Annotated in this window: 15 protein-coding genes; 10 read left to right on the plus strand and 5 right to left on the minus strand. The window is 72.3% G+C overall.

Going from position 1 to position 15,069, the window contains the following annotated elements; translation table 11 throughout:
• Window positions 1–10 precede the first annotated feature (10 nt).
• Window positions 11–634, plus strand: coding sequence for a phosphoribosylglycinamide formyltransferase (purN, locus tag ACZ7GJ_RS13305; protein WP_470751433.1), 624 nt, complete (start codon window positions 11–13; stop codon window positions 632–634).
• The gene (purH, locus tag ACZ7GJ_RS13310; protein WP_470751434.1) at window positions 631–2,217 is read left to right on the plus strand and encodes a bifunctional phosphoribosylaminoimidazolecarboxamide formyltransferase/IMP cyclohydrolase; all 1,587 of its coding nucleotides are present in this window, start codon (window positions 631–633) and stop codon (window positions 2,215–2,217) included. Before purN ends, purH begins: the two co-directional genes overlap by 4 nt.
• A gap of 87 nt (window positions 2,218–2,304) precedes the next feature.
• Here purH and ACZ7GJ_RS13315 read toward each other — a convergent pair whose 3' ends face one another.
• A complete protein-coding gene (locus ACZ7GJ_RS13315) occupies window positions 2,305–2,928 on the minus strand; it encodes a hypothetical protein (RefSeq protein ID WP_470751436.1) in 624 nt (207 codons plus the stop codon).
• Window positions 2,929–3,177: 249 nt separating this feature from the next.
• Here ACZ7GJ_RS13315 and ACZ7GJ_RS13320 point away from each other — a divergent pair, with 249 nt between their 5' ends.
• The 5 genes from ACZ7GJ_RS13320 to ACZ7GJ_RS13340 all read left to right on the plus strand — a co-directional run bounded on the left by ACZ7GJ_RS13320 (window position 3,178) and on the right by ACZ7GJ_RS13340 (window position 7,959).
• Window positions 3,178–4,041 (plus strand): bifunctional methylenetetrahydrofolate dehydrogenase/methenyltetrahydrofolate cyclohydrolase, encoded by an 864-nt coding sequence (locus ACZ7GJ_RS13320; RefSeq protein ID WP_470751437.1) that lies wholly within the window; start codon window positions 3,178–3,180, stop codon window positions 4,039–4,041.
• The gene (locus ACZ7GJ_RS13325) at window positions 4,031–4,582 is read left to right on the plus strand and encodes a DUF3017 domain-containing protein (RefSeq protein WP_470751438.1); all 552 of its coding nucleotides are present in this window, start codon (window positions 4,031–4,033) and stop codon (window positions 4,580–4,582) included. The genes ACZ7GJ_RS13320 and ACZ7GJ_RS13325 overlap by 11 nt, the downstream gene beginning before the upstream one ends.
• Before the next feature lie 281 nt (window positions 4,583–4,863).
• Window positions 4,864–5,853, plus strand: a complete 990-nt coding sequence (locus tag ACZ7GJ_RS13330) for a malate dehydrogenase (RefSeq protein WP_365917755.1) — start codon at window positions 4,864–4,866, stop codon at window positions 5,851–5,853.
• Between the two features lie 104 nt (window positions 5,854–5,957).
• A complete protein-coding gene (locus ACZ7GJ_RS13335) occupies window positions 5,958–7,583 on the plus strand; it encodes a hypothetical protein (RefSeq protein WP_470751439.1) in 1,626 nt (541 codons plus the stop codon).
• Window positions 7,573–7,959, plus strand: a complete 387-nt coding sequence (locus ACZ7GJ_RS13340; RefSeq protein WP_470751440.1) for a coiled-coil domain-containing protein — start codon at window positions 7,573–7,575, stop codon at window positions 7,957–7,959. The genes ACZ7GJ_RS13335 and ACZ7GJ_RS13340 overlap by 11 nt, the downstream gene beginning before the upstream one ends.
• A gap of 27 nt (window positions 7,960–7,986) precedes the next feature.
• Here the strand turns inward: ACZ7GJ_RS13340 and ACZ7GJ_RS13345 are convergent, their stop codons facing one another.
• On the minus strand, window positions 7,987–8,490 hold the full coding sequence (locus tag ACZ7GJ_RS13345; RefSeq protein ID WP_470751441.1) for a carboxymuconolactone decarboxylase family protein: 504 nt from the start codon (window positions 8,488–8,490) through the stop codon (window positions 7,987–7,989).
• Window positions 8,491–8,536: 46 nt separating this feature from the next.
• Between ACZ7GJ_RS13345 and pdxR the strand changes: the two genes are divergently transcribed.
• Entirely contained in the window at window positions 8,537–9,946 is a 1,410-nt protein-coding gene (pdxR, locus tag ACZ7GJ_RS13350) for a MocR-like pyridoxine biosynthesis transcription factor PdxR (RefSeq protein ID WP_470751442.1), read from the plus strand.
• Here the strand turns inward: pdxR and ACZ7GJ_RS13355 are convergent.
• A complete protein-coding gene (locus tag ACZ7GJ_RS13355; protein WP_470751444.1) occupies window positions 9,943–11,268 on the minus strand; it encodes a hypothetical protein in 1,326 nt (441 codons plus the stop codon). The two genes, pdxR and ACZ7GJ_RS13355, sit on opposite strands and share 4 nt — an antisense overlap.
• 74 nt (window positions 11,269–11,342) lie before the next feature.
• Entirely contained in the window at window positions 11,343–12,206 is an 864-nt protein-coding gene (locus ACZ7GJ_RS13360) for a hypothetical protein (RefSeq protein ID WP_470751576.1), read from the minus strand.
• Window positions 12,207–12,328: 122 nt separating this feature from the next.
• On the opposite strand from ACZ7GJ_RS13360, the gene ACZ7GJ_RS13365 reads away from it, so the two are divergent.
• Together ACZ7GJ_RS13365 and ACZ7GJ_RS13370 are read left to right on the plus strand one after the other, a co-directional pair.
• The gene (locus ACZ7GJ_RS13365) at window positions 12,329–12,628 is read left to right on the plus strand and encodes a hypothetical protein (protein ID WP_470751446.1); all 300 of its coding nucleotides are present in this window, start codon (window positions 12,329–12,331) and stop codon (window positions 12,626–12,628) included.
• A gap of 6 nt (window positions 12,629–12,634) precedes the next feature.
• Complete coding sequence (locus ACZ7GJ_RS13370; RefSeq protein WP_470751447.1) at window positions 12,635–13,837, plus strand: glutathionylspermidine synthase family protein; 1,203 nt, start codon at window positions 12,635–12,637, stop codon at window positions 13,835–13,837.
• Window positions 13,838–13,841: 4 nt separating this feature from the next.
• Here ACZ7GJ_RS13370 and rocD read toward each other — a convergent pair whose 3' ends face one another.
• Window positions 13,842–15,050, minus strand: a complete 1,209-nt coding sequence (gene rocD, locus ACZ7GJ_RS13375; RefSeq protein ID WP_470751449.1) for an ornithine--oxo-acid transaminase — start codon at window positions 15,048–15,050, stop codon at window positions 13,842–13,844.
• Between the last annotated feature and the right edge of the window lie 19 nt (window positions 15,051–15,069).

Here is a 15,069-nt window from a genome sequence, read left to right on the forward strand (position 1 = left end):
AGGGCCTCCCATGGCCGCCTCCCGCCTGGTCGTGCTGGTCTCCGGTTCCGGCACCAACCTCCAGGCCCTGCTCGACGCCATCGACGCCCACCCCGGCGGAGCCGAGGGCTTCGGGGCCGAAGTCGTCGCCGTGGGGGCCGACCGCGAGAACATCGTCGGCCTGGAGCGCGCCGAGAAGGCGGGGATCCCCACCTTCGTGTGCCCGGTCAAGGCCTACGGCAGCCGCGAGGAATGGGACGCCGCCCTCACCGAGGCGACCGCCGCGCACGCGCCGGACCTCGTCGTGTCGGCCGGGTTCATGAAGATCGTGGGCAAGGGGTTCATCGACCGCTTCGGCGGCCGGTTCATCAACACGCACCCCGCCCTGCTGCCCGCCTTCCCCGGCGCGCACGGCGTACGGGACGCCCTCGCGTACGGCGCGAAGGTCACCGGCTGCACGGTCCACTTCGTGGACACCGGCGTGGACACCGGTCCGATCATCGCCCAGGGTGTCGTCGAGGTCCGCGACCAAGAGGACGAAGCCGCTCTCCATGAGCGCATCAAGGAAGTCGAGCGAGAGCTGCTCGTCGACGTCGTGGGGCGCCTGGCCCGGCACGGCTACCGCATTGAGGGACGAAAGGTAACAATCCAGTGACCGCCGTAGAGAGCAACGACCCGACCACGACCCAGCGGCCGATCCGGCGTGCGCTCGTCAGTGTCTACGACAAGACGGGACTGGAAGACCTGGCCCGCGGCCTGCACGAGGCGGGCGTCGCGCTCGTCTCCACCGGCTCCACCGCCTCGAAGATCGCCGCGGCCGGGGTGCCCGTCACCAAGGTCGAGGAGCTGACCGGCTTCCCCGAGTGCCTGGACGGCCGGGTCAAGACCCTGCACCCGCGCGTACACGCCGGCATCCTCGCCGACCTGCGCCTGGAGGACCACCGCAACCAGCTCGCCGAGCTGGGCGTGGAGCCCTTCGACCTGGTGATCGTCAACCTCTACCCCTTCCTGGCCACCGTCCAGTCGGGCGCCACCCCGGACGAGTGCGTGGAGCAGATCGACATCGGCGGTCCGTCGATGGTCCGCGCCGCGGCCAAGAACCACCCCTCCGTCGCGGTCGTCACCAGCCCCGCCCGCTACGCCGACGTGATCGCCGCGGCCCAGGGCGGCGGCTTCGACCTCACCGCCCGCAAGCGCCTGGCGGCCGAGGCCTTCCAGCACACCGCCGCGTACGACGTCGCCGTGGCCTCCTGGTTCACGAACGCGTACGCCCCGGAGCCGGAGGCCGTGCTGCCCGAGTTCCTGGCCGGCGCGTGGGAGCGCAAGTCGACCCTCCGCTACGGCGAGAACCCGCACCAGGCCGCCGCCCTCTACACGGACGGCCAGCCGGGCGGGATCGCCAACGCCGAGCAGCTGCACGGCAAGGAGATGTCCTTCAACAACTACGTGGACACCGAGGCCGCCCGCCGCGCCGCCTACGACCACGAAGAGCCCTGCGTCGCGATCATCAAGCACGCCAACCCGTGCGGCATCGCCGTGGATGCTGCGGACGTCGCCGCGGCCCACCGCAAGGCGCACGCCTGCGACCCCCTGTCGGCCTTCGGCGGCGTCATCGCCGTCAACCGCCCGGTGACCGTCGAGCTCGCCGAGCAGGTCGCGGAGATCTTCACCGAGGTCATCGCCGCCCCCGCCTACGAGGACGGCGCGGTCGAGATCCTGGCCAAGAAGAAGAACATCCGCGTCCTGAAGGTGGACGGCACCCCGCACCAGCCGGGCGACCTCAAGCCGGTCTCCGGCGGCGCGCTGCTCCAGCAGTCCGACCTCTTCCAGGCCGAGGGCGACGACCCGGCCAACTGGACGCTCGCCACCGGCGATGCGCTCTCCGCCGAGGAGCTCGCCGAGCTCGCCTTCGCGTGGAAGGCCTGCCGAGCGGTCAAGTCCAACGCGATCCTGCTCGCCAAGGACGGCGCCTCGGTCGGCGTCGGCATGGGCCAGGTCAACCGCGTGGACTCGGCGAAGCTGGCGGTCGAGCGGGCGGGTGCCGAGCGCGCGCAGGGCTCGTACGCCGCTTCGGACGCGTTCTTCCCGTTCCCGGACGGCCTGGAGATCCTCACGGCCGCGGGCATCAAGGCCGTGGTCCAGCCGGGCGGTTCGGTCCGTGACGAGCAGGTGATCGAGGCCGCCAAGGCGGCGGGCGTGACGATGTACTTCACCGGGACCCGGCACTTCTTCCACTGAGTCCGGCAGCACCCGTAGACGGCGAAGGCCGCGTCCCGCAGCAGTGCGGGGCGCGGCCTTCGCCGTTCCGGTCCGGTGGCGCGGGCGTCAGTAGCGCGGGCGGTTGAACCAGACGGTGGCGCTGCCGGCCACCATCGAGGACAGGATGATGATGCTGATGGTCAGGCCGATGGCGGCGCTGAGGAGCACGGGCGCGACCACCGCCGCGTGGTCGAAGTTGGAGGCGGTGACGCCCAGGTTCCCGAGGCTGCCGAGGATGCCCAGCGCCCCGTAGATGATCGTCGTGACGCGCACCCCGTTGCGGCCCTTGGCGAAGCGGGCGCCCAGGATGATCGGCAGGAGGGCGAAGAGGGCCGCCGCCGCGCCGATGGCGATGATGACTCCGCCCGTGAGGTCGCCGCTCGTGTTCGACACCGTGGTGGAGAGCGCGACACCGGAGAAGATCGCGAAGGCGGCGACGAGCATCTGGAGGCCGCCGATGATGAACAGGAAGACGCGCGCGGTCTTCATCAGGCCGGGCATCTGCAACTGCACCGGCATGCCCGGGTAGGCGCCGGGGGCGACCGGGTACGGGGGCTGCCCCGGGTATCCGTGGGGAGCGGGGGCCTGCTGCGGGTAGGCGTAGCCGCCTTGCGGTGCCTGCTGCGGGTAGCCGTAACCGGGCTGGCCCTGCTGCTGCCCGTACGGGTTGTTCGGGTCGCCGAAGCTCATGTGGGGTGTTCCTCCGTGGAAGTGCGGGGACGCACGGCACGCACGGAGGATCACTGCGTTCGGTATGCGGCCCGCCCCCCGGCACTGCCCGCGGCACTCTTTCGGCCATCGTCGTCGCGGCGGAGCGGACTTGTCCAGCCGCTGTGCGACCGGTCGGTGACTTGTTGTGCAAGTGCAATGAATCGCATGTTCAAGCCGGTGGGAGGACGCGACTGGAACCGGGGCCGCTCCATCCGGGAGGATGGGTCCATGACCGCCCAGATTCTCGACGGCAAGGCCACCGCAGCCGCGATCAAGTCCGAACTGACCGCCCGCGTGGCGGCGCTCAAGGCCCGGGGCATCACCCCCGGCCTCGGCACGCTGCTGGTCGGCGACGACCCGGGCAGCCGCTGGTACGTCAACGGCAAGCACAAGGACTGTGCCGAGGTCGGCATCGCCTCCATCCAGCGCGAACTGCCCGCGACGGCCTCCCAGGAGGACATCGAGGCGGTCGTACGGGAACTCAACGCCAACCCGGAGTGCACGGGCTACATCGTCCAACTGCCGCTCCCCAAGGGCATCGATACCAACCGTGTCCTGGAGCTGATGGCCCCGGAGAAGGACGCCGACGGCCTGCACCCGATGTCGCTGGGCCGGCTGGTCCTGAACGAGCCGGGGCCGCTGCCCTGCACCCCGTACGGGATCGTCGAACTGCTCCGCCACCACGACGTGGAGATCAACGGCGCGCACGTCGTCGTCCTCGGTCGCGGCATCACCGTCGGCCGCTCCATCGGCCTGCTGCTCACCCGCAAGTCCGAGAACGCGACCGTGACGCTGTGCCACACCGGCACGCGCGACCTCTCCGGGCTGCTGCGCCAGGCCGACATCGTCGTCGCGGCGGCCGGCGTCCCGCACCTGGTCAAGCCGGAGGACGTGAAGCCGGGCGCGGCCGTGCTCGACGTCGGCGTCAGCCGCGACGAGAACGGGAAGATCGTCGGGGACGTGCACCCCGGGGTCGCCGAGGTGGCGGGCTGGATCTCCCCGAACCCGGGCGGAGTCGGCCCGATGACCCGGGCCCAGCTGCTCGTCAACGTCGTCGAGGCCGCCGAACGGACCGACACCAGTGCGGGCTGAACGCGCGGCGGACCCGGCCCCCGAGCGGGGGTCGGGCGGGGCTGCCCCGGAGCCGGCGGTTTCGAAGCCGGCCGTTTCGAAGCCGGCGCCCTCGAAGCCGACGACCCCGGCGCCCGCCGCGGCCGCCAGGCGCGCGGCCGGTGAGCCCGGCGCGGCGAAGTCCCGGCGCTTCCCCTCCATCACCCGGGACACGGCCCGCCCCGAGGGCGGCGGCCGGGCCGCGCCCGGGGACGCCCCCGCGCCGGCCCGCCAGTGGCCGATGCTCGCCGTGCTCGCGGCGACCGCGGCCGGGCTGCTGTCCACCGCCATGGGCCACCCGCGGGTCGGCTGCCTGCTGATCGGCATCGCCCTGATCTCGGCGGCGGTGCTGCGCCGGATACTGCCGTCCGTGGGCATGCTCGCGGTGCGCTCCCGCTTCACGGACATGGTCACGTACGGCCTGTTGGGCGTGGCGATCACGCTGCTCGCGCTGGTCATGGAGCCCAGGCCGCTGCTCAACCTCCCGTTCCTGGAGAGCGCGGTCCGCTTCACCGTCCGCTGAGCCGTGTCCACCGGGTGAACCCGGAGCCCCCGAAACGGGCGGATCTTCCGGGTGAAACGGCCCCCGAACTGCCGAAACGCATGGGGAATCGGGCCGGTGGACCTTCGAACGGCCGGTCCGTGTGCCACGCACCACACGGACCGGGGGGTTGGCCCGGTCCCGGGTCGGATAGCCTGACCGCGGATGTCTCTTCACGTCAAGATTCACAGGGTCGGGGAGCGGCGTCCTCCCAGCACATGGGGCGGGGACGCCCCACCGCCAGCTGTCTAACGGAGAAGGCCATGACCCGCACTCCCGTGAATGTCACCGTCACCGGCGCCGCCGGCCAGATCGGCTACGCGCTGCTCTTCCGCATCGCGTCCGGCCACCTGCTCGGCGCGGACGTGCCGGTCAAGCTCCGTCTTCTGGAGATCCCCCAGGGCATGAAGGCCGCTGAGGGCACCGCCATGGAGCTCGACGACTGCGCCTTCCCGCTGCTGAAGGGCATCGACATCTTCGACGACCCGAACGCGGGCTTCGAGGGTGCGAACGTCGCCCTGCTCGTGGGCGCCCGCCCGCGCACCAAGGGCATGGAGCGCGGTGACCTGCTCTCCGCGAACGGCGGCATCTTCAAGCCGCAGGGCGCCGCGATCAACGCGCACGCCGCGGACGACATCAAGGTCCTGGTCGTGGGCAACCCGGCCAACACCAACGCGCTCATCGCGCAGGCCGCCGCCCCGGACGTACCGGCCGAGCGCTTCACCGCGATGACCCGCCTGGACCACAACCGTGCGATCTCGCAGCTCGCGCAGAAGACCGGCGCCGACGTCTCCGACATCAAGCGTCTGACCATCTGGGGCAACCACTCGGCCACCCAGTACCCGGACATCTTCCACGCGGAGATCGCCGGCAAGAACGCCGCCGAGGTCGTCAGCGACGAGCTGTGGCTCGCCGACACCTTCATCCCGACCGTCGCCAAGCGCGGCGCCGCGATCATCGAGGCCCGTGGCGCGTCCTCCGCCGCCTCGGCCGCGAACGCCGCCATCGACCACGTGCACACCTGGGTCAACGGCACCGCCGCGGGCGACTGGACCTCGATGGGCATCCCGTCGGACGGCTCCTACGGCGTCCCGGAGGGCATCATCTCCTCCTTCCCCGTCACCACCAAGGACGGCAAGTACGAGATCGTCCAGGGCCTGGACATCAACGAGTTCTCCCGTGCGCGCATCGACGCGTCCGTGGCGGAGCTCGTCGAGGAGCGCGACGCGGTCCGCGAGCTCGGCCTGATCTGATCCACCGCTCCACCGCTTCACCCAGAACGCCCCGGCGGTCCCGCCGGGGCGTTCTGGCGCATTCGCCCCTGTCGGTCTCCCGCGGCGTGGCTTAATTTGTGCCGGTGACCCAACCGCCCCTGCCCGGCAGGCTCCCCGTGGACCCTGCCTCCAGCGAGGCGGGCCGGCTGCTGTGCGCGGGCACCTACCTCGACCGCGCCTTCCGCGACCGGGTCATCGAGGAGCTGTACGTCCACTCCGAGCGGGTCGTCGCGCCCTCGTACGGCTTCGACGCGGCCCGCGTCCTCGCCCACGCGCTGCGCGCCCGCCGCCTCGAAGTCGGCTGGGCCGCGCTCGTCGTGGCGCTGTGGCTGCTTGCCCTGCTGCTGTTGGAACCGGTCGCCCTCCTCCTGCTCCCCTGCCTGGGCCTGACCCTGACCGACCGGCTGATCCGCCGGACGGCCGGGCGGGGGGCGTGGAACGTGCTCGCCCGCCTGCTCCACAACGTCGCCCGGGTGCTGCTGGCCGTCGCGGTACTGGGCCTGACGGCGGCATGGACCTGGCTGCCCGGGGTGGAACGGGCCGGACCGTTCGAGCTCGCTGCAGCCGTCGGGATCTGCATCGTGATCGGGTACGTCGCCGAGCTGCGCAACGGGAAGGTGTCCCGGATCCTCTTGCACGAACTGGCTCCCGAGCGCTACCCGGACGTGGGGGGCGATCCGGCCGAGCAAGCGATCGGACGGCGGTTCGACAGGGTCCGCCGCCGCATCCGCAGCGAGCAGGACCAGCCACTGATCCTCTACAGCGTCACCAACCCGATGTGCGGGGCCGGGCAGCCCTACCGCGCCTGGAGCCTGTCCGGCCTGGAGCTCCGGCCGCGCACCGACCTGCCCGCCTCCCAGCGGCCGACCCCGCTGGACAACACACGGGTCCTCGGCACGATCAGGGAGGGACTCCAGGAGCTGCGCGTCCCCGGCCCCAAGGACTCGCCGCAGGTCGAGGCGGCGGTGCTGGACCGGCTGCGCGAGCTCGTGATCGAGGAATGCGTCTTCCTGCCCGCCCTGGGACTCCCACACCGCGACATGGCACAGGCCGTCTTCCCCCACTTCGACGAGCACCGCAAGGCGGCCGTCGAGGAGGCCGGTGAGAGACGGCGGCACTACCTGCGCATACGAGTGAGCGCGTGGGACGAGGGACTGGTCCTGACCGTGTTCGTACGGGTCCACACGCAGGGCGGGATGCTGATGGTGGAAGTGGCCCCGCACGTCCTGCTGCCGGTCCGTACGCTCTTCCAGTCCGCCGACGCGCTCGCCCGCCGGCACTCCGAGAGGCTCGTGTTCCGCTCCCTCGTCCGGGCCCCGCACGCGATCGGAGACGCCCTGATCCTGCTGGTCCAGGCACAGGGCAGCACCTGGCGCCTGGCCACCGAGGCTTCCGACGGGCCGTACCAGATGATCGGCCCCGAGGCCTCCGTCCGGGAGCTCGGCTCCGAGCAGCAGGCCTCGATCTTCCACGAGATGGACATCGAACGCTTCCTGAAGGCGATTCAGGAGCGGGTGGTGGGCGGCGTCAGCAAGGCGCTGCACGAAGCGGGCTGGCAGACCGAGGAGTTCGAGCGGCAGACCATCCGGGTGGAACCGGGAGCCGTGTTCATCCAGTCCGTCAACAACAGTTCCTTCGGCATCGGAGGGACCAGCCACAACAGCACGACCAACCACCACGGAGACAGGGGGACAGGCCATGGCGCCTGAGGCAGAGGGCCGCGGCCCGTCCGTACACCTGGGCAACGTCGACCGCAGCAGCTTCAGCATCGGCGGCTCCGGCAACCACAACAGCGTGGTCAACCACGACGGGTCCGCCCCCGTGCCCGACGCGGCGTACGAGGAGCTGCGCACCGCCATCGCGGAACTGCGCGCCGACCTCGCACGGCTCACCCCGCGTGCCGAGGTCGAGGTACTGGAGGCCGAGCTGGCCGGCGCCGAGGACGAGCTGGCCGCCTCCGGCACCGCCGGCGTCGGCCGGCTGTCCCGGGTGCGGGACGCGCTCGCCTCGGCGGGCGGTGTCGTGGAGCTGCTGGCCTCCGGGGGCGCGGTGCTCGGGGCCGTCACGCAGTTGCTGGGCGGCTGACCGCGGGCGGCTGACCGCGCGGGCGGGTCAGACCTTGTGGGAGCCCGCCTTGTAGTGGCCCGGGACCATCCGGGTGGTGACGCCGAAGCGGTTCCAGACGTTGATCGTCGCGATCAGGGCGATCAGGTGGGCGAGCTCCTGCTCCCCGAAGTGCTGCGCGGCCCGCTCGTACACCTCGTCCGGCACGAAGCCGTCCGTCAGGACGGTCACGGCCTCGGTCAGCTCGATCGCCGCGAGCTCCTTCTCGGTGTAGAAGTGGCGCGACTCCTCCCAGGCGCCGAGCAGGACGATCCGCTCCACGCTCTCGCCCGCCGCCAGCGCGTCCTTGGTGTGCATGTCCAGGCAGAACGCGCAGTGGTTGAGCTGCGAGGCGCGGATCTTGACCAGCTCGATCAGGGCGGGGTCCAGGCCCTTCCTGGAGGCGACCTCCAGGGCGTAGACGGCCTTGTAGACCTCGGGGGCGGCCTTGGCCCACTGCATGCGGGGGGCCTGTTCGGGGGCGGTCTCGGCGGGGTGCTGGTGTGTGGTCATGGCTCCACCCTACGAACCAGGCGGCCCGCCGATATGGTCCATGTCCATGACGGAATCTTGGGCCACTTTCGGCGCGGACCTGCACCTGGAGCTCACCGCGGGGCGCGGTCTGCGGGCCGGGCTCGCGGAGTCGCTGCGCGAGGCCGCGCGCAGCGGCCGCCTCGCCCCGGGGACCCGGCTGCCGTCCTCGCGCTCGCTCGCCGCGGACCTCGGGATCGCCCGCAACACGGTCGCGGAGGCGTACGCCGAACTCGTCGCCGAGGGCTGGCTCACGGCCCGCCAGGGCTCCGGGACGCGGGTCGCGCAGCGGGCGCGGCCGCGGCGGGCCGCGACGGCCGCCGCCGTACGCCGCCCCGCGCGGCCGGGGTCCTCGTACAGCCTGCTGCCGGGCACCCCGGACCTGGGCGGCTTCCCGCGCGCGGCCTGGCTCTCGGCGGCCCGGCGGGCGCTGACCGACGCCCCGAACGAGGCCTTCGGGTACGGGGCCGATCCGCGCGGGCGCGTGGAGCTGAGGGAGGCGCTGGCCGGGTACCTGGCGAGGGCGCGCGGGGTGTACGCGGACCCGGAGCGGATCGTGCTCTGCGCGGGCTTCGTGCACGGGCTGACGCTGATGGCACGGGTGCTGCGGGCGCGGCGGGTCCGGGAGGTGGCGGTGGAGGGGTACGGGCTGGACATCCACTGGGACCTGCTCGCCGGGGCCGGGCTGCGGACCCGCGCGATGGGCGTGGACGGCGCGGGGGCCCGTACGGCCGAGGTGCCCGCGGAGGCCGGCGCGGTGCTGCTGACGCCGGCGCACCAGTTCCCCACGGGCGCGGCCCTCACTCCCGCGCGGCGGACGGCGGTGGTGGACTGGGCCAGGACCACCGGCGGGCTGGTGCTGGAGGACGACTACGACGGCGAGTTCCGCTACGACCGCCAGCAGGTCGGCGCCCTGCAAGGGCTGGACCCGGACCGGGTGGTGTACCTCGGCACGGCGAGCAAGTCCCTGGCGCCGGGGCTGCGGATGGGCTGGATGGTGGTCCCGCCGTCCGTGCTGGACGAGGTGCTGGCGATGAAGGGCCGGACCGACTGGACCTCCAGCGCGCTCGAACAGCTCACCCTCGCGGAGTTCATCCGCTCCGGTGCCTACGACCGGCACGTGCGCGGGATGCGGATGCGCTACCGGCGGCGGCGCGACGAACTGGTCGCCGCCGTCTCGGACCGGGTGGAGGTCTCGGGCATCGCGGCGGGGCTGCACGCGGTGCTGGACCTGCCACCGGGTACCGAGCGGGAGGTGCTGCGGTCGGCGGCCTGGCAGGACCTGGCCCTGCACCCGCTGTCGTTCTTCCGTCATCCCGACGCGGCCGTCCCGCCCCGCGAGGCGCTGGTCGTCGGGTACGGGACCCCGCCGACCAGCGCCTGGTCGCTGACCCTGGCCGCGCTGGCGGCGACGCTGCCGCCGCCGGACACCCCCTAGGCGGGGTGCTCGGCGCCGGGCTCGCTTCCGGACTCGGCGCCCGGCTCGTCGCCGGGCTCTTCCTCGTCGGGCGGAAGCAGCTGGAGGATCTGGCCGGAAGACGTCCTGAGGTAGCGGATCTCGGCGTCGCCGTCGACCGCGGGCGGGGAGATCCGGGCGCGGAGCTGCTCCTGGCGCGCCGCCACCGACGAGCCGAAGTCGTGCCAACGGCCCTTGAGCTCGACCTCGGTGAGGCGTTCGGTCAGTTCGGCCACGACCGCATCGGCCTGTTCCAACTGATGGACCTGCGCATCCATGAACCGTCGCAGGGCGGCGTAGGGATTGGTGGGATCGCCGAGCGCCAGCGCCGCCCCGTCGGCAACCATGGCCTTGCGCCGGATCGCTATCGCCGCTCGCGCCAGGTGGAGCTCCCGGACGAAGTGGTCGGTCTCCTTCGTCATGCCGCCGAGGGCCTCCTCCAGCCGGCGGTAGTCCACCTTGCCGTCGTCGTCCACCAGCTCGTCGATGACGCCGCGGTGTTTCTCCAGGAACTGCTGGGAGCGGTGGAACTCGTCGTACGCACCCTTCAGGGCGAGTTCGAGATTCGGATTGCGGCCGTCGAGCATCAGGCTGATCGCGCGGGACAACTGGTCGTCGACCGAGCGCTGGTCCGTGATCCGTTCGACGTAGTGGCGCTCCTCCTGGCGGCCCAGGCTGGCCTCGACCCGGTCCTGGTGCGCCCGCTGTGCACGTTGGGCCACCATGTCCATCGCCATGACGGTTCCGGCCACGGCCAGCACCGGCCAGCCCGCCGCGATCGCCCCACCGGCGGCGACGGGCTTCAGAACGGCATGTGCCGTCTTGCCGTCGGTGCGGGAGAACCCTCTGAACCCGGAACTTCCGACGGCCTTGACGAGCTCCGCGCCCTTGGGCAGCACCACCCGGAACAGCGTCGGGCTCTTCGGGTTGACTGCCTCCACGATCCCGGCCAGCGCCTGCTGAGCCGTCGCGTTCACGGGCACGGTCCGGAACTTCGCGATCTCCGACTCGCTGACCGGGTAGTACTCGACGGCGACCGGCGCCGCTGCGGCTTCGAGCGCGTCCCAGATCGTGACGGAGTTCGAACCGGCGGACCGGAGCACGTCCTCGGGGACCAGGAGCCCCGCCGCGGGGAGCTCGGGCCGGGCGTCGACCACAGCCGCGGCGCTCGGTGCCGTGTGCGCGGCCGGTGCGGTGTCCGCGGCCGGTACGGCGGCTGCGGACCGGGAGGATCGGCGGATCAGCCACACGGTGACGAGCACCGCGACCGCGACGACGGCGATCAGCGCGACGGGTATGGACATCAAGCCAAGTCACGTCCTCAGACAGGCTGCGGTGGTTGCTTCGAGCCGCGCGAGCATAGCGAGCCGGCGGCGGATCAGCGCTCCTGGTCCGGGTCCTGGTCCCGGTCCTGGGCCGGGTCCTGCCGCGGGCCCTGGTCCGGGAGTTCGCCGAAGCGGGCCAGGGCCAGGGCTCCGGCGACGGCCACCGCGAAGCCCGCCGCGGCCAGCCAGGTCAGGCCCTCGCGGGTGCGGTCCCCGAGCCAGGCCACGCCCACCGCCGCCGGGCCGATCGTCTCGCCGAGCACCAGCCCGGCGGTCGCCGCCGTCACCGACCCGCGCTGCAGGGCCGAGGTGAGCAGCAGGAACGCCGCGCCGCCGCCCAGCAGCAGCGCGTACAGCGCCGGGTTCGTGAGCGACGGCCCGTCGATGAGGCGGACGGCCACCTCCACCACCCCGAAGCCCGTGCCGGCCGCCAGGCCCAGCACCAGGGCCCGGGCCCGGTCCGGCAGCCCGCCCGCCACCGCCCCCACCAGCAGCACCAGCCCCGCCGCGCCCAGCAGGCCCAGCTTCAGTGCCAGGGAGCCCTTGCCGGAGCCCTCCTCCCCGGACGCCAGCCCCAGCATGAGCAGCCCCGCGCAGACCACCGCGACCGCGCCCCACTCGTTCGCGCGCAGCCGTACGCCCAGCAGCCGCGCCGCGACGACCGCGGTGACCGCGAGACTGGCCGCCAGCGCCGCCCCCACCGTGTAGATCGGGACGTGCCGCAGCGCCACGATCTGGAGCACGAAGCCGATCCCGTCCAGCCCGAGGCCGGCGAGGTACCGCCACTGGCGCAGGGCCCGTAGCAGCAGCGCGGTGTCCACGCCCGAGCCGGTTCCGGGCTCCGCCGCGCGGGCGGCGACCGCCTGGAGGACCGAGGCCGTACCGAAGCAGACCGCCGCACCGAGTGCGCAAATCATCCCAATGAGCACGAACTGACTCTAAGTCACCGTTGTGACGAGGGCGTGACGGCGGCTGGATTCCATCGGTCCGGACCACCGCTCTAGTCTGTCGGGAGCACGCCACAAGGGGAGCGCCACAGATGGACATCAGCAACAAGAACCAGCGCCGCATGCGCTCCGGCACCGTAGCGCTCGGCGGCATGGGCCTGCTCGCAGCGGCCCTGGTGGCCTGCGGCAGCAGCAACGAGCCCGACAAGCGCTGCGCCGACCGCGCAACGCTCGACAAGCTGAACACCAAGGAGTGCAAGAGCGGCGGCCGCGGCTCGTACTACTACGGCGGCACCGTCGTCAACAACAAGGTCACCGGCGGCAGCTTCGACAAGTCCGCCGTCACCCGCGGCGGCATCGGCGGCAGCAGCACCGGCTCCAGCGGCGGCTGACCCCCGATGAAGCGCCACACCATCGAGCCCCGCCCGGACTGGCAGCGCATCGTCGAGGAGCAGGGGCTGATCTACCCCCTCACCCGCTACCCCGACGACTCCCTGCGCCCCTACTGGGACGAGAGCGCCTACTACTCCTTCTCGCTCCCCGAGGTCGAGGCGCTGGAGAACGTCGTCGAGGAGCTGCACGCCATGTGCCTGGCGGCCGCCGCGCACATCGTCGAGCACGACCGCTTCGCGGACCTCGGCATCACCGACGCGAAGCTCGCCGGACGCATCGGCGAGTCCTGGCGGCGGCGCGCGGAACAGCCCTCCCTGTACGGCCGTTTCGACCTGCGCTACGACGGCTCCGGCAGCCCGGCCAAACTCCTGGAGTACAACGCCGACACCCCGACCTCCCTGGTGGAGGCGGCGAGTCCGCAGTGGTTCTGGATGGAGGAACGGTTCCCCGGCGCCGACCAGTGGAACTCCCTCCACGAGCGCCTCGTCGACGCCTGGCGCCGCCAGGCGGAGCTGCTCCCGACCGGCCCGCTGCACTTCGCGCACTCCGAGACCGACGAGCTCGGCGAGGACCTGATGACGGTCGCCTACCTCCAGGAGACCGCCGAGCAGGCGGGCCTGGAGACCGAGTCGATCTCCGTCGAGCAGATCGGCTGGGACAGCCTGTCCGGCCGGTTCGTGGACCAGAAGCTCCGCTTCATCCGCAGCTGCTTCAAGCTCTACCCGTGGGAGTGGCTGGCCGCCGACGAGTTCGGCCCGCAGGTCCTCGGCACGTACGACCACGGCGGCGGCTCCGGCACGACCGCGTGGATCGAGCCGCTGTGGAAGATGCTGCTGTCCAACAAGGCGCTGCTGGCGATCCTGTGGGAGCTCTTCCCGGAGCACCCGAACCTGCTGCCCGCCTACCTCGACGGACCGCGCGAGCTCGCGGACGCCGACGGCCAGGGGTACGTCGCGAAGCCGCTGCTCGGCCGCGAGGGCGCCGGCGTGACGCTGCACCCGGCGGACGGGAGCGGCGAGCCGTTCGTCCCGGTCGAGGGGGAGGCGTACTGCTTCCAGGGCCTGGCCCCGCTGCCCGACTTCGACGGCAACCGCGTGGTGCTCGGCGCATGGGTCGTCGAGGACGAGTCGGCGGGGCTCGGCATCCGCGAATCGGCGGGGCCGGTCACGGACGAGTACGCCCGCTTCCTGCCCCACGTCATCCTCTGAGGCTCTAGTCCGCGGCGAGGACCGACCGGAGCCGGTCCAGGCCCCAGTCCAGGTCCTCCTTGCTGATGACCAGCGGCGGCGCGATCCGGATCGTCGACCCGTGGGTGTCCTTCACCAGCACCCCGAGCTCCATCAGCTTCTCGGAGATCTCCCGGCCGGTCCCGCGCGACGGGTCGATGTCGATGCCCGCCCACAGCCCGCGACCCCGTACGGCGGTCACCGCGCCCCCGCCCACCAGCAGGTTCAGCTCCCGGTGCAGGTGGTCGCCGAGCTCGGTGGCGCGCTGCTGGTACTCGCCGGTCCGGAGCATCGCGACGACCTCCAGGGCCACGGCGCAGGCCAGCGGGTTGCCGCCGAAGGTGGAGCCGTGCTCGCCCGGCCGGAACACGCCGAGCACGTCCCGGTCGGCGACGACCGCCGACACGGGCACGACCCCGCCGCCGAGGGCCTTGCCCAGGATGTACACGTCGGGGACGACGCCCTCGTGCTCGCAGGCGAAGGTCCTTCCGGTGCGGCCCAGGCCCGACTGGATCTCGTCCGCCATGAACAGGACGTTCCGCTCGCGCGTCAGTTCCCGTACGCCGCTCAGGTACCCGGCGGGCGGTACGAGGACCCCCGCCTCGCCCTGGATCGGCTCCAGCAGCACGGCCACGGTGTTCTCCGTGACGGCCGCGGCGAGCGCGGTGAGGTCCCCGTACGGGACGATCTCGAAGCCCGGGGTGTACGGGCCGAAGTGGTCGCGGGCGTCGTGGTCGGTGGAGAACGAGACGATCGTCGTCGTCCGGCCGTGGAAGTTGTCGGCCGCGACCACGATCTTGGCGTGGCCGTCCGGGACGCCCTTGACCTCGTAGCCCCACTTGCGGGCGGTCTTGACGGCCGTCTCCACGGCCTCGGCGCCCGTGTTCATGGGCAGCACCATCTCCTTGCCGCACAGCGCGGCGAGCTCGGTGCAGAAGTCGGCGAAGCGGTCGTGGTGGAAGGCGCGCGAGGTGAGGGTGACCCGCTCCAGCTGGGCGCGGGCCGCGTCGAGGAGGCGGCGGTTTCCATGGCCGAAGTTGAGGGCCGAGTAGCCGGCCAGCATGTCCAGGTACCGGCGGCCCTCCACATCGGTCATCCACGCGCCTTCCGCGGTCGCGACGACGACGGGCAGCGGATGGTAGTTGTGCGCGCTGTGCGCGTCGGCGGAGCGGATGGCATCAGCAGTTGTCGACACGGGGTCTCCGATCGTCCGT

It is taken from the genome of Streptomyces sp. NPDC037242, assembly GCF_055604165.1.

Bases quoted from the DNA above. Each gene is read 5' to 3' on its own strand.
- ACZ7GJ_RS13360 (WP_470751576.1), bottom strand. From the start codon at position 12,206: ATGATTTGCGCACTCGGTGCGGCGGTCTGCTTCGGTACGGCCTCGGTC.
- ACZ7GJ_RS13340 (WP_470751440.1), top strand. From the start codon at position 7,573: ATGGCGCCTGAGGCAGAGGGCCGCGGCCCGTCCGTACACCTGGGCAAC.
- pdxR (WP_470751442.1), top strand. From the start codon at position 8,537: ATGACGGAATCTTGGGCCACTTTCGGCGCGGACCTGCACCTGGAGCTC.
- ACZ7GJ_RS13315 (WP_470751436.1), bottom strand. From the start codon at position 2,928: ATGAGCTTCGGCGACCCGAACAACCCGTACGGGCAGCAGCAGGGCCAG.
- ACZ7GJ_RS13330 (WP_365917755.1), top strand. From the start codon at position 4,864: ATGACCCGCACTCCCGTGAATGTCACCGTCACCGGCGCCGCCGGCCAG.
- ACZ7GJ_RS13370 (WP_470751447.1), top strand. From the start codon at position 12,635: ATGAAGCGCCACACCATCGAGCCCCGCCCGGACTGGCAGCGCATCGTC.
- ACZ7GJ_RS13365 (WP_470751446.1), top strand. From the start codon at position 12,329: ATGGACATCAGCAACAAGAACCAGCGCCGCATGCGCTCCGGCACCGTA.
- purN (WP_470751433.1), top strand. From the start codon at position 11: ATGGCCGCCTCCCGCCTGGTCGTGCTGGTCTCCGGTTCCGGCACCAAC.
- ACZ7GJ_RS13355 (WP_470751444.1), bottom strand. From the start codon at position 11,268: ATGTCCATACCCGTCGCGCTGATCGCCGTCGTCGCGGTCGCGGTGCTC.
- ACZ7GJ_RS13345 (WP_470751441.1), bottom strand. From the start codon at position 8,490: ATGACCACACACCAGCACCCCGCCGAGACCGCCCCCGAACAGGCCCCC.
- ACZ7GJ_RS13320 (WP_470751437.1), top strand. From the start codon at position 3,178: ATGACCGCCCAGATTCTCGACGGCAAGGCCACCGCAGCCGCGATCAAG.